The sequence below is a fragment of the Streptomyces sp. NPDC041940 genome (assembly GCF_055589465.1).
This window is the reverse complement of record NZ_JBVJBP010000018.1, coordinates 150,313-163,670: the sequence shown is the minus strand read 5'-3', so window position 1 is coordinate 163,670 and position 13,358 is coordinate 150,313. Positions and strand designations below refer to the sequence as shown.

Annotated in this window: 12 protein-coding genes; 9 read left to right on the top strand and 3 right to left on the bottom strand. The window is 70.4% G+C overall.

The genetic code is table 11. The features are described from left to right. Positions 1 to 32: 32 nt before the first annotated feature. Positions 33 to 2,774, bottom strand: a complete 2,742-nt coding sequence (locus tag ACZ6I3_RS27645) for a SpoIIE family protein phosphatase (protein ID WP_469418233.1) — start codon at positions 2,772 to 2,774, stop codon at positions 33 to 35. A 268-nt stretch (positions 2,775 to 3,042) separates the two neighbouring features. Here ACZ6I3_RS27645 and ACZ6I3_RS27640 point away from each other — a divergent pair, with 268 nt between their 5' ends. Next, positions 3,043 to 4,095 (top strand): PP2C family protein-serine/threonine phosphatase, encoded by a 1,053-nt coding sequence (locus tag ACZ6I3_RS27640; RefSeq protein WP_469418261.1) that lies wholly within the window; start codon positions 3,043 to 3,045, stop codon positions 4,093 to 4,095. Positions 4,096 to 4,185: 90 nt separating this feature from the next. On the opposite strand, the gene ACZ6I3_RS27635 is transcribed toward ACZ6I3_RS27640, so the two are convergent. After that, entirely contained in the window at positions 4,186 to 5,091 is a 906-nt protein-coding gene (locus ACZ6I3_RS27635) for a LysR substrate-binding domain-containing protein (RefSeq protein ID WP_469418231.1), read from the bottom strand. A 74-nt stretch (positions 5,092 to 5,165) separates the two neighbouring features. Here ACZ6I3_RS27635 and ACZ6I3_RS27630 point away from each other — a divergent pair, with 74 nt between their 5' ends. The 5 genes from ACZ6I3_RS27630 to ACZ6I3_RS27610 are packed head-to-tail and all read left to right on the top strand — an operon-like array spanning position 5,166 to position 9,115. Next, entirely contained in the window at positions 5,166 to 5,831 is a 666-nt protein-coding gene (locus ACZ6I3_RS27630) for an RraA family protein (protein ID WP_469418230.1), read from the top strand. Next, entirely contained in the window at positions 5,828 to 6,493 is a 666-nt protein-coding gene (locus ACZ6I3_RS27625; RefSeq protein ID WP_469418229.1) for an RraA family protein, read from the top strand. Before ACZ6I3_RS27630 ends, ACZ6I3_RS27625 begins: the two co-directional genes overlap by 4 nt. Then, on the top strand, positions 6,490 to 7,104 hold the full coding sequence (locus ACZ6I3_RS27620; protein ID WP_469418227.1) for an RraA family protein: 615 nt from the start codon (positions 6,490 to 6,492) through the stop codon (positions 7,102 to 7,104). Before ACZ6I3_RS27625 ends, ACZ6I3_RS27620 begins: the two co-directional genes overlap by 4 nt. 5 nt (positions 7,105 to 7,109) lie before the next feature. Continuing rightward, entirely contained in the window at positions 7,110 to 8,291 is a 1,182-nt protein-coding gene (locus ACZ6I3_RS27615; protein ID WP_469418259.1) for an aminotransferase class I/II-fold pyridoxal phosphate-dependent enzyme, read from the top strand. Further along, entirely contained in the window at positions 8,288 to 9,115 is an 828-nt protein-coding gene (locus ACZ6I3_RS27610; RefSeq protein WP_469418225.1) for an alpha/beta fold hydrolase, read from the top strand. The genes ACZ6I3_RS27615 and ACZ6I3_RS27610 overlap by 4 nt, the downstream gene beginning before the upstream one ends. Here the strand turns inward: ACZ6I3_RS27610 and ACZ6I3_RS27605 are convergent. Continuing rightward, complete coding sequence (locus ACZ6I3_RS27605) at positions 9,112 to 9,567, bottom strand: group II truncated hemoglobin (RefSeq protein WP_469418224.1); 456 nt, start codon at positions 9,565 to 9,567, stop codon at positions 9,112 to 9,114. The genes ACZ6I3_RS27610 and ACZ6I3_RS27605 overlap by 4 nt on opposite strands. A 279-nt stretch (positions 9,568 to 9,846) precedes the next feature. On the opposite strand from ACZ6I3_RS27605, the gene ACZ6I3_RS27600 reads away from it, so the two are divergent. The 3 genes from ACZ6I3_RS27600 to ACZ6I3_RS27590 are packed head-to-tail and all read left to right on the top strand — an operon-like array spanning position 9,847 to position 13,350. Continuing rightward, positions 9,847 to 11,052, top strand: coding sequence for a hypothetical protein (locus ACZ6I3_RS27600; protein ID WP_469418222.1), 1,206 nt, complete (start codon positions 9,847 to 9,849; stop codon positions 11,050 to 11,052). After that, the gene (locus ACZ6I3_RS27595; RefSeq protein ID WP_469418221.1) at positions 11,049 to 12,614 is read left to right on the top strand and encodes a vWA domain-containing protein; all 1,566 of its coding nucleotides are present in this window, start codon (positions 11,049 to 11,051) and stop codon (positions 12,612 to 12,614) included. Before ACZ6I3_RS27600 ends, ACZ6I3_RS27595 begins: the two co-directional genes overlap by 4 nt. Then, complete coding sequence (locus ACZ6I3_RS27590; RefSeq protein ID WP_469418219.1) at positions 12,601 to 13,350, top strand: hypothetical protein; 750 nt, start codon at positions 12,601 to 12,603, stop codon at positions 13,348 to 13,350. Before ACZ6I3_RS27595 ends, ACZ6I3_RS27590 begins: the two co-directional genes overlap by 14 nt. Positions 13,351 to 13,358: the final 8 nt, after the last annotated feature.

Genomic DNA, 13,358 nt, shown 5'->3' with positions numbered 1-13,358 from the left:
GACCGCTGTGCGGTCCTGCGCAACGACCTGAATCACGCGTCGGCTGCCTCGTCGTCCAGGGGTGTGTCCGCGTCGGCCGGCCCCGGGGCGGGCCGCTGCATGGCCTCGGGCAGGGCCTGCTCGGCCCAGATCACCTTGCCCTGCGGGGTGTACCGGGTGCCCCAACGCTCAGCCATCTGCGACACCAGGAACAGGCCCCGGCCACCCTCGTCCGTCGACGCGGCGTACCGCAGATGCGGTGAGGTGCTGCTGCCGTCGGCCACTTCGCAGATCAGCGCACGGTCGCGGATCAGCCGCACGTGGATCGGCCCGGAGCCGTAGCGGATGGCGTTGGTGATGAGCTCGCTCAGGATGAGCTCCATGGTGAAGCCGAACTCCGAGAGGCCCCACGCTTCGAGCCTTCGGGACACGGCGTCGCGCATACCCGCGACGGCGGCGGGATCCGGTGGTACGTCCCAGTCGGCGATCCGGTCGGGCGGCAGTCGCCGCGTGCGGGCGACGAGCAGGGCGACGTCGTCCTTGGGCCGCCCGGGGAGCACCCTGTCCAGCACGTGCTGGCAGGTCTCCTCGGGCGGGCGGCCGGGGTGGCCGGTGAGCGCATCGCGCAGCAGCCCCATTCCCACGTCCAGGTCGCGCCTGCGATCCTCGATGAGGCCGTCGGTGTACAGGACGAGCTGGGTCCCCTCGGCGAGGCACAGCTCCGCGGTCTGGAACGGCATGCCACCGAGGCCCAGGGGTGGCCCGGCGGGCACGTCCGGGAACGTGACGGTCCCATCGGGCCGGACCAGCGCGGGCGCCAGATGCCCCGCCCGCGCCATGACGTAGCGGCGCGTCACGGGGTCGTAGATCCCGTACAGGCAGGTGGCGCCCACGACGCCCGCCGCGCTCTGAGCCGTCTCGTTCTGGTCGATGCTTCCGACCAGGTCGTCCAGATGGCTCAGCAACTCGTCCGGTGGCAGATCGAGGGCGGAGAAGTTGTGCACCGCGGTACGCAGCCGTCCCATCGTGGCGGCGGCGTGGAGGCCGTGGCCGACCACATCGCCGACGGCCAGTGCCACCCGGCTGCCCGGCATGGGAATCACGTCGAACCAGTCTCCGCCCACGCCCGACTGGGCGGGGAGGTAGCGATAGGCGATGTCGAGGGCGTTCTGCTCGGGCATGGCCTGCGGCAGCAGGCTGCGCTGGAGGGTGACGGCCAGGGCGTGCTCGCGGGTGTAGCGGCGGGCGTTGTCGATGCTTATCGCGGCACGGGCCACCAACTCCTCCGCCAGCGACACGTCCTCTTCGTTGAAGCGCTCGTGCTGCCGCGTGCGCCAGAAGGTGGCCATGCCCAGCACGACGCCGCGGGCCTGGATGGGGGCGGTGATGAGGGAGTGGATGCCGTAGTCGATGATCGCCTTGGCCCGCTCCGGGTCCTGCACGCGCCAGCCCGTGGCGGTCGGCAGATCGCTCACCAACTGGGAGCGGCCGCTGCCGTAGCCGCGTGCCTGCGGTGTGGAGGGGAGATAGTCGAAGAGCCGGCCCTGTTCGGTGAGCGGATGGTCGTCCACGATGCCGGACACGGCCGCGCGTCGCATGTCCGTCCCCGTGGGGGCCGGCTCCTCGCCGTGCAGCACCGCGTCGGCCAGGTCCACGGTGACGAAGTCCGCGAAGCGGGGAATGGGGACCCGCGCCAACTCGTCGGCGGTGCGCAGCACGTCCAGGGTGGTACCGATGTGGAGTCCGGCGTCGTACAGCAGCCTGAGCCGCTCCCGTGCCACCTCCGCCCTGCCCGTCACCGCCTGCAGCTCGGTGGAGTCGCGCAGTGTCACCACCGTTTCCCTGGGGCCGCCCTCGCGACCCGTGGGCCGCTGGTTGACCGCGATCAGCCGCTCTCCCGCGAGGTGCACCTCGTCGGTGGCCTCGCGCCCGGAGGTGAGCAGCGCCTTCGTCTCGGGATCGAGTCCCGGCAGTTCCGAGACGAACCGGCCCTCGATGTCCAGGGGCAGCTCCAGCAGTCGTCTGGCCTCGTCGTTCGCCAGTATCAGCTGCCCGTCGGCGGCCACGATCAGCACCCCTTCCCGAACGGAGTGGAGCACTGTGTCGTGGTGCTCGTACATCAGGGACATCTCGTCCGGGGCCAGGCTGTGTGTCTGCCGCCGCAGCCGCCTGCCCAGCAGTGCCGTCACGCCGATGGACAACAAGAGCGCTCCGGCCCCCGCGCCCAGGATGATCGGTAGTTGCCGGGTCAACTGACTCTCGACGTTCTTGACCTTCATCCCGGCCGAGACGAGCCCCACGACCTCGCTCTCGGCGTCCTTGATCGGCACCGTGGCCTGTACCTCGCGACCGAGCGGGCCGTCGACGCTCTCCACGTAGAGCTTCCCCGCCAGCGACGGTCGGATCTCACCGACGAACCGCTTTCCGATGCGGTCCGGCAAGGGGTGTGTGTACCGGATGCCCTCGGTGTCCATGACCACGATGAAGTCGACGTCGGCGGCCCGGCGTGCCGCTTCGGTGAGCGGCTGGAGGATCTTGCTGGGGTCCGGGGTCTGCAATGCCGCCAGGACACCCGGCGAGTGCGCGAAGGTCTGTGCCACGGCCGTGGCACGGCGCCTTGCCTCGGCGCTGGTGTCCCGCTCCGACTGCAGAATGAGAGCGAAGACACCGCAGGCCACGAGCAGCACCACCAGAGCCACCTGGAAAACCAACACCTGCCCGGCTACGCTCCGCGTGCTCTTGCTGATCAGACGCTTCACCGATAGGCCTTGAAAACGGGCGAAAAGACTCGCCATGCGACCTTTTTAACACCGGTGATCCCAAGTGGCCAGGGCGCGCCTGATCCTTGTCCGGCTGATCTCGAACATGTGTGCTGCCATGTGCGGCGTGGCCTCCACTCCTCCGGGCGTGACGGTCCGCCGCAAAACCTCGCGTGCGATGCGTGATCCATCCGCGCCTTGTGTCTAATGAGGTCGATATGATGCTTTTGTGATCACGCCTGCACGGCTGTGGCGCCGTCGCCCCGCCTACAGCGGCCGATGGGAAGCTGCCAGGCTGTCGCCCCTGGTCCTGACCGTTCTCATCGCCGCCCTCGCGTTCTCCACACCCAGGGAGATCGCCTTCAGCCGCCTTCTGCCCGCAGCGCCCGCCCTTGCGGCCGCGATGTGGCCCGTGCTCCCCACGATGGCGCTGGGGGCGTTCTGCTTCCTGCTCATGATCGTCCTCAGCTTCTTCCATACCGATCTGGGGACGCAGTACACGTCGGCCGCGATCATCGCGGTCACCTTGGCGGCCGCCTACGGCAGTCATGTCCGACTTCAGCGGGAGGAGGTGCTCTTCCAGGTCCGCCTCGTCGCCGACGCGGCCCAGAAGGTACTGCTGCGCCCCCTGCCGCGCCGCATCGAGGGCGTCGAGATCGAATCGCTGTATCTGGCAGCCCAGGAACAGGCCCGGATCGGCGGCGACTTCTACGAGGCGATCGGTACGCCGTACGGGGTCCGGCTGCTCATAGGTGACGTCCGAGGCAAGGGCCTGTCCGCGGTGGGGGCGGCCTCGGCGGTGATCAGCTGCTTCAGGGAGGCCGCCTACGACGAGCCCGACCTGCGGGGCATCGTCCACCGTCTGGAGACCACCGTCACGCGCCACAGCGCCGCATTTCCCGTCCAGGACCAGCCCGAGCACTTCGCCACCGCTCTCCTCGCCGAGATCCCGCACAGTGGCGACCGGCTACGACTTCTCAACTGCGGACATCCCCCACCGCTGATCGAGTACTGCGGGAACGTCCGGGTCCTGGAGCCCACCCTCCCCTCCCCGCCCCTCAACCTCGCAGCGCTCATCGGTGACCGCTACTGGGTCGACATCGTCGCCTTCGCCCCGGGCGAGCAGTTGCTGCTCTACACGGATGGCGTATCCGAGGCCCGGGACCACACCGGCCGGTTCTTCCCGTTGCCGGACTGGATGCGGCGGCAGGACACGGAGCACCCCCGCGAGCTGCTCGACCGGCTGCACGGGGATCTGCTCCGGCACAGCGGCGGAAGGCTCGGTGACGACATCGCGGCCCTCGCGCTGAGGCGCGTCACCGCGCAGGATCGGGGAGCCGTCGGAGCCGAGGGCTGACCCGTGACGATGTCCTCGAGCTCGGCGGGGACGGTTGTGTGTCGCCCTACCGTAGGGATCCGCAGGTCGCTCCCGAAGGCCCGTGCGCAGTCAGTTGTGCGGTGGCGGTGCCTGCGCTGCGGCCAGCTGTGTCGCCAAGGCGGTGAGGCGTTCGGCCAGCGCACCGGGGTCGGCTCGCGTCATGGCGGTGAGTCCGATGGTCGCCGTCGCCTGCCGGAGCGCTCTGAACCGGACGGCGGGGTGTGACGCGGACGCCGCGGCGGGCACGACGGTGACGCCGAGGCCGCACTCGACCATGGCGATCTGGGAGGTCACCGACCGTGCCCAGTGGGTCGGGACCGGGCTGAAGCCCGCGGCTCGGCACAGGGTCGCCATGGCGTCGTGATAGTCGGGCGAGATATGGCGGTGCAGCCATACCCATGGAGCGCCGGCGAGGTCCGCCAGGTCCAGCGGGCCGGTGGCTTCGGCGGCCGGGTGCCGGAGCGGCAGGGCGGCGACGAACCGGTCCACGAAGAGTGAGGTCGCCGTGGTGCCGCGTACGGGCGCGGTCTGGCGCACGATCGCCCAGTCGAGCGAGCGGTCGAGCAGCCCTGCCGCGGCCTCGTGGGTGTCGACCTCCTGGGTGCGGATCTCGACGTCAGGCAGGGCCTCGTGGAACCGCTCCAGCACGAGCGGCAGGGGCCAGGAGAAGGCCGAGGCGACGGCGCCCAGGCTCAGTCGGCCGCCGCGGCCGGTGGCCGCCTGCCGGGCGGCGGCTTCGGCTTCCTGGGCGTGCCGGATCAGGGCGCGACAGTGGTCCAGGAACACGGCTCCGGCGGGGCTGAGCGCGACCGACCGCTGGGTGCGGTGCAGCAGTTCACAGCCGAGCTGCTGCTCAAGCTGCTTGATCGCCTGGGACAGCGGCGGCTGGGACATCCGCAGCCGTTGCGCCGCCCGGCCGAAATGGAGCTCTTCGGCGACCGCGACGAAATACCGCGCCTGCCGGATCTCAACCATGATTCGCACATCCTCTTACTGATAGAGGAAATCAGACCTTCCGAATATATCCAGAGGCTGTTGAAGTGGAAGCCATGAGCAACTCATCTCTCCTGGACCGCTTCGCGGCGTTCGACTCCGCCGCGGTCAGCGACGCGCTCGACCAGCTCGGGCTTCCCCCCGGAATCGGCGGCATCCGCCCGGTGTGGGGCCCGGTGGCCGTCGTGGGATTCGCCGTCACCGTGGGGCTCGAACCGCGCACCGAAGGACCTGCCGGAGCCCACATCGCCACCACGGCCGTCGAGAACTCGGACGACCTGAGCGTGATCGTCGTCGACAACCAGGGCCGCACCGACGTGTCGTGCTGGGGCGGCATCCTGAGCCTGGGCGCGGCCCAGCGCGGAGTTCGAGGTGTCGTCGCCGACGGTGTGTGCCGCGACGTGGCCGAGGCTCGCGAGCTGGGTTTCCCGGTGTTCTCGCGGGGCTCGATCCCCGCCACCGCGCGGGGCAGGTTGCGGCAACGCTCCACCGGCGAGCCGGTCAGCGTCGCCGGACTCACGGTCGAGCAGGGCGACGTCGTCCTCGCCGACGAGACCGGAATCGCCGTCGTCCCGCGGAACCGGGCCGAGGAAGTGGCGGAGACCGCCACCGCGATCGTCGCCCGGGAGCGCTCCATCGCGGACGAGGTGCGCGCCGGCGCGCACCTCTCCCGGGCCATGCACGACGCCCGCCTCGCCGGAGACAAGGAGCCGGTCCGATGAGTGACCCCACCGCCACCCCGAACCTCGCCACCGGCCTGTCCACCGCATCGGTCTCCGACGCCCTCGACTCGCTCGGCCTCCCCGGATCCCTCCACGGTATCGGCGCGCTGCGCCAGGGCCGGCGGACCGTCGGGCCGGTCTTCACCGTCACCTACGAACCGGTCGACGAGACCGGCGGCACGGTGGGCGACTTCCTCGACGACGTCCCCGCCGGCGCGGTGATTCTCATCGACAACGCCGGCCGCACCGACTGCACGGTGTGGGGCGGCATCATGAGCCGGACCGCCCACGAGCGTGGCATCGCGGGCACCGTCATCAACGGCACCTGCCGCGACGTCGCCGTCGCGACCGCCGCCGGCTACCCGATCTGGTCGGTCTCCCGGTTCATGCGCACCGGCAAGGACCGCGTCCGAGTGGCCGCGGTCCAGACTGCCGTCACCATCGACGGCGTCCTCGTCCATCCCGGCGACATCCTCGTCGCCGACGACGACGGAGCCGTGGTCGTCCCTGCGGCCCGCTGGGACGAGGTCGCGGACATCGCCCGCCGTATCGACCGCGTGGAGGAGGCCATCGTCGAGGCCGTCCGGGGCGGCGCGACGCTCGCCGAGGGGCGTGCGCGGCACGGCTACCACTCGCTCCAGACCCGGAAGGACCCCTCGTGAGCCCGAACGACCTCGCCCGCCGCCACTCCAGCGCGACCCTGTCCGAGGCATCCGGACTCTCCGTGGCACTGTCCAGGGAAATCCGGCCCCTGTGGGCCGGTGCCCGGGTGTGCGGCCCGGCGTTCACCGTGCAGGGCGCCGGCGGCGACAACCTCGCCCTGCACCATGCCGTACCGCAGGCCCCGCCCGGGTCCGTCCTGGTCGCCGATCTCGGCGGTGCCGGCTTCGGCCACTGGGGCGAGATCCTCACGGTGGCCGCCCAGCAGCGGGGGATCGCCGGCCTGCTCATCGACGGCGGCGTCCGGGACGCGGCGGAGACCGAGGCGCTCGGCTTCCCGGTCTTCTCGCGCAACAACGCGATCCTCGGCACCCGCAAGGACTTCCACGGCGTGTTCGGGCGCCCCGTCAAGGTCGGAGGCATCACGGTCCACACCGGTGACCTCGTCGTCGGTGACGTCGACGGAGTCGTGGCACTTCCCGTGTCCGACACCGACCGCATCCTCGACCGCGCCGACGCGCGCGTGGCCCACGAGCACGAGCTGATGAGGCGGCTACGGGAAGGCCGCAGCACCCTCGACCTCTACGACAACTTCGAAGCTGCCGGGCGGTGACGACGATGACGGACAACCCGATCTTCGCCGTGGCCGCCCAGGCCGAAGCACTGCGGGCCCAGGGCGCGGACGTCATCACCCTCGCCGCCGGAGAGCCCCGAGCGGCCACCAGCGCCATCGTCGTGGAGGCCGCCGTCGCCGCCGTCCGCGACCCCGCCACCCACCACTACGGAACAGCCCAGGGCGACCCCGCCCTGCGCGCGCGTGTCGCCACCGCCGTCGCAAGAGACACCGGGCTCCCCTTGAGCGCGGACGACGTCCAGATCGCCCTGGGCGCGAAGCACGCCCTCTTCCTGGCCGTCCAGGCCCTGATCGACGCCGACGACGAGGTCCTGGTCGCCGCACCCGGCTGGCCCGGGCACGCCGAGGTCGTCACCGCGGCCGGCGGCGTCGCCGTGCCGGTCGCCACCGACCAGGAGTTCCGTATCCCGGCCGAGGCGCTCGACCGCTGCCGTACCCCTCGTACCCGGGCGGTGATCCTCTCCAGCCCCGGCAACCCCACCGGCGCCGTCCATCCCGAGTTTCTGCTGCGGCAGATCGCCGACTGGGCGCAGCGGCACGGCATCTGGGTCATCAGTGACGACATCTACCGGGCGTTCGACTACACCGGGACCTACCGGTCGATCCTGCGGGTGGCTCCGCAGCTGCGCGGTCGCACCGTCGTCGTGGGCGGAGTGTCCAAGGAGCACGCCATGACGGGCTGGCGCGTCGGGTGGCTCGCGGCGCCACCGGAGATTGTCGCCGCGGCGCGCCTTCATGTGTCCCGCACCATCACCCACGTCCCGACCGTCAACCAGCGGGCCGCCCTCGCCGCCCTGGGCGACACCTGCACGCCCGTCGACGCCGCCCGCGACTACCGGCGCCGACGCGCCCTGCTGGCGGAGGCGCTGAACGGGATCGACGGCATCGACTGCCCGCTGCCCGACGGCGGCATGTTCGCCTTCCCCGACGTCGGTGGACTCCTCCGCGACCGTGGCTGGACCAGCAGCGCCGATCTCGCCGCGTGGCTTCTCGACACCGCCCATCTCGCGGTCGTGCCCGGCGAGGCGTTCAACGCACCCGGACGCATCCGGGTGTGCTTCGCTGTCGACGACGACACGCTGATCACCGCGATCGAGCGACTGCGGACCGCCCTGGGACCCACGAAGCACGAATCAGCCGGACAACAGCCGGAGGAGGCCCGATGAGCCCCGTCAGGAAGCTCGAACGCTTCACACTCCCCCTCACCGTCGGCACCACCCGCGTCGAGGTGTCCGGCCTCCACCGCGACGGCACCGGCACGCCCCTGGTGTTCCTGCACGGCTTCGGCTCGACCAAGGAGGACTACGCGGACGTCGTCCAGCAGGAACGACTCGCCGACCGCCCCGTCCTCGCCTACGACGCACCAGGCTGCGGCGCCAGCACCTGCACGGACCTCGGCGCCGTCTCCATCCCCTTCCTCGTCTCCGTCGCCGAACAGGTCCTCCAGGCATGGCAGATCGACCGCTTCCACGTCGTCGGGCACTCGATGGGCGGCCTGACCGCCCTCCTGCTCGCCGACGGTGACCCGGCCAGGGTCGCGAGCTTCACCAACATCGAGGGCAACGTCGCACCCGAGGACTGCTTCCTCAGCCGACAGATCGTCACCCACGCCCATGACGATCCCGACGAGTTCCTGGCCCGGTTCGGCGAACGCGTCGGCGACTCCCGCTTCCACGGCGGTGCCCTCTACGCGTCGAGCCTGCCCCACAAAGTCCGGGCCGGAGCGGTCAGGGCCATCTTCGAGTCCATGGTCGACCTCTCCGACCACGGCAAGCTCCTCGACCGGTTCCTCGGACTCCCCGCCCCGAAGGTGTTCATGTACGGGGAACAGAACAACTCCCTGTCCTACCTCCCCGCCCTGACCGACGGCGGCGTCGAACTCGCCGAGATCGACCACTGCGCCCACTTCCCGATGTACTCCAACCCACCACAGATGTGGGCACGCATCGCCGAGTTCATCTCACAAGCCGACGCTGAGTCGCGCTGCTAGGACAGTCCCTTCCAGCCCCAGCGGGGAGTGGGGCCAGGGTCACCCAGGTCGGTGTCGTCGGGGTCGGCCGAGACGGATCGGGCGATCTTCGTGCCCCAGTCGAAGTAGGCCATCACTTGCTGCCGCAGCAGGTCGTCGTCGGGGAGTTCCTTGTCGACGGCCTCCGTCATCAGCTCCATCCAGCGCAGGCGCTGTTCCTCGGTGATGGCCAGTCCGAGGTGGGAGCGGAGCAGGGCCTGATGGCCGCCCAGTTCCTGGGTGAACGCCTCCGGGCCGCCGAAGACCTCGTCCAGCCAGACGGCCACGTGCTCGATATGAGTACGGGTGAAATCGGCGAAGACGGGCGCCAGCAGCGGGTCGGCCAGGACCCGGTCGTAGAAGGTGTTGCTCACCCGGCGCAGGACCTCCATCCCACCGATGGCCTCGCTCAAAGATCCAGTGCGCTCGCTCATGCCACTCATCCCCGTCGACAGCGTCACGCCGGTCAGAACCGACGTGTCCCATGCTCGCACCCCACCTCGCCGCGTGTCCGAACATTCGTCCTACCTGTCTGGGGTGTCGTGCGTTTTTCCCTGCGTACAGCCGACGTTCCGGGAGGAGCCGTTCGGGGTACATCGGCAACACCGACGATCCAGGCCCGGACCCACGGGGGGAGAACGCAGGTGTCACGGGGGGAGACGCAGGTGCCCGCGAACAGACCCGCGAACAGACCGGATGCCGAAGAGCCGCGGTTGACCGTCACCAGACCTCCGCGCCGACGCCTGAGCAGAGTGCTGGCGTCGGCGCTGCCCGTCCCGGTCGTCGGGCTGGTCCTGCTCGTGGCCTCCGGGAACCTGCTGCTGCCGTTGCGGCAGGTGGTCACCATCGAGGCCAAGATGGCCTCGAAGAGGGACTTCTTCCAGGACCCCGTGGTCGAGCGGCTGCTGATGAAGCACGGCTTCCGCGTGCACGTCACCAACATGGGCTCGCGTGAGATAGCCAAGCAGGACTACGAGGGATACGACGTCGTCTTCCCCTCCGGCCAGCCGGCCTCCGACCTGATCAGCCGGGAGCGCGCCCGGGCGAACCGTCCGGTGCTGCTGTACCGTCCGTTCGTCAGCCCCATCGTGCTGGCCACCTACCGGGACTACGCCGAGGTGCTCACGGCGGAAGGCGTCGCGAAGCGCCTGCCGGGCTCGGGCGGCCGGCCGATGTACTACACCCTCGATATGCGGCAGTTCCTCGATCTCGCGCGCGGCAAGAGGAAGGGCGTCCAGCGCGATCCCGAGGACGGCTACCGCTGGGACGAGATCGACCGCGACGACCACGTCCGCAACGGCAACAAGATCCTTGCCCAGACCTCGGACATCTGCGAGTCCAACTCCGGCGGTACCTATCTCGGGCTCGTGGCCTTCGTCGAGCACGGGAACGACGCACCGGACAGCGAGGCCGAGGCCGAACGGCTCGCCCGGAAGATCAAGCCGCTCCTCGTCGAACAGGGATTGCCGTCCTCCGAGCGGGCTGAGACGTATCTGTCCCCGGACGGGCAGAGTATCGCCCCTGTCTCAGTGATCTACGAGCACCAGTTCCTCGCCCATCAGATCGAGTACGCAGCCGAGAAGGGCGCGACCGACGACGAGCGCGTCCTGCTCTACCCGTCCACCCGCTTCGTCACCGAACCCCAGCTCGTCGCGCTGACCGGCGACGGCGCCAGGCTCGGTGAACTGGTCAGCGAGAACCGCGAACTCCAGCGCCGAGCCATGGAGTTGGGCTTTCGGGCCCGCAACACAACCAGCGGCGCGACCAGCGACGAGCTCACCCGGTTCCTCACCGACCGGCAGATCCCGGTGCCCACCACCTCCTCCGACGACACCCGGGCGGTCCTGCCCAGCCTGCCCTTACTGGAGAAGATGATCGAGATCGTCGGCGACTGCCCGGACCGGACGGGCAGCCGGTGAGGCGCAGCGCGGGCCGGCTGGCGCTCTGCCTGGCGCTCGTGGCCACCTTGCTCACCGCCTGCTCGGGCGACGACGGCGGCGAAACAGTCCGACTGCGCGTGCTCGCCAGTCCCGATCTCGCCGTACTGGCGCCGCTGCTGGGCGATCTGAAGGACGAGACCGGCGTCGATCTGCGCCTGGACCACCGGGCCGACGCCGAGACGAAGACCCCGGACCGCGACAGGTACGACCTCGCGTGGCTGTCCTCCGACCGCTATCTGCGTCTCACCGACAGGAGCGCGACCCGCGGGGTGCAGCGCACCCCCACCATGACGTCCCCCGTCGTCATCGGACTGAAGCGGGACGTGGCACGGAAGCTTCGCGCCCAGGTGCCCGGCGGCCGGCTCACCTGGGCGGACATCGCGGACGCCGCCGCCACCGGCACCCTCCGCTTCGGCATGGCCGACCCCCGCCACGCCGGCAGCGGGCTCGCCGCCCTCGTCGGCGTCGCCACCGCCGCGGCCGGCACCGGAGCCGCCCTGCGCCCCGAGGACGTCTCCTGCGACCGGCTGCGCGGCTTCCGCTCCGGCCAGACCCTCACCGCCGACACCGGTCCCGCCCTCGTCGACTCCTACGCCGACCACCAGGACGAGACCAACGCCCTCATCACATACGAGTCCGAGCTGCTCGCCCTCAACGCCACCGACCGCCTCGACGACCGCCTGGAGGTCGTCCGCCCCGAAGACGGCATGGTCCTCGCGGACTTCCCGCTGCTCCTGCTCGACCAGACCCACCGCACCGCGTACGACAAGGTCACGCAGTGGCTGCGGCGCGACTCGGTACAGCGGCAGATCATGCGGCACACCCTGCGCCGCCCCGTGAACACGACGGTCACCCGGGACGCGCGACTGCGCGAACAGGTCGGCAACGCGCTCTTCTACCCCGACCAACCCGCCGTCGTCGAAGCCCTGTTGGCGGACTACGGTGACCCCGACCGCCGCACCACAAGCCAGGTGGTCTTCCTGCTCGACTTCTCCGGCTCGATGCGCGGTGCCCGGATGTCCGCCCTGCGCGAGGCCTTCGACGGACTCAGCGGAGCAGACGCCTCCGCCTCCGGCAAGTTCACCCGCTTCTACCGGGGCGAGCGGCTGACCGTCCTCCGGTTCGGCGGCCGGGTGCTGGAGGAGAAGACCGTCACCGTCACCGGCCCGAAAGACCTGACGGCCCTCGCCGACACCGTCGCCAGGGGCGGCTACGGCGATGCCACCGCCGTATGGTCCGCCCTCGACCGCGGGTACCGCACCGCCGCCCGCGAACTGGCCGCCGACCCGGACCGCTCCGTCTCCCTCGTCCTGATGACGGACGGCGAGAACAACGCGGGCCTGTCCTACGCGGAGTTCGTCCGCCGTCACAAGGCGCTGCCCACCGCCGTGCGCACCGCCGTCCACACCTACCCCGTCCACTTCGGCGAGGCCGACCCAGGCGAACTGCGGCGCGCGGCGGGGCGGACGGGCGGACGGATGGTGGATGCCGCCGGCTCGTCCCTTTCCGAGGCGTTCAAGGAGATCCGTGGCTGTCACTGACGCACTGTGGTGGAGCCTTTGGTGGCCGTGGATGACGGTCTGGCTGGTGACGGCCGCCGGCGCGGTGGTGCTCGCGGTGGTCCTGGTGCGCCATTCCCGGGAGCGGCGCAGGCACCTGCGGCGCTGGCAGTCGGCGTACAGCATCTGCCTGTACCTGGACGAGCAGGCGGTGATGGACCTGTACGAGATCGGCAACTACCGGTCCGCGCTGGAGGAGGCCGTCGAGCTGCGGACGAAGGTCGACACGAGTGTCGGCCTCTGGAGCCGGGTGCTGACGTGGCTGTTCCGCTTCCGGCTGAAGCGGGACGTCAGCCAGGAGACGTTCCGCAAGTTCGTGCGCAAGGACAAACCGATCAACGTGATCGGCGTGGTCATGGAGGCCTTCGACCGGGCCGACGCCATCGTCCACGCCGACCTGACCACACTGACCGTCGTCCCGAACCGCAACCTCGCCGACAACCTGGCCGAGGGCCGTGCGGTGACCCTGAGCCGCATCGGCGAATTCGTCTCGGTCAAAGGTGTCTTCACCGGCGTGCCCGATGTCGCGGAGGGATTCGTCCTGCGGGCCGAGTACGGCGCCGAGCGGCCCCCGGTGTACATGCGCGTCGTAGCCTCCGGAAACGCGCGCCGCTCGATACCGGCCGGCACTTTCACGGCCCGTTGCCTCGGCAAGATGACCGGCTGGCGCGAGGACACCCGAGAGGTGACGCTGGAGGCGATCGCGATCTTCTGGTGACGGCACGG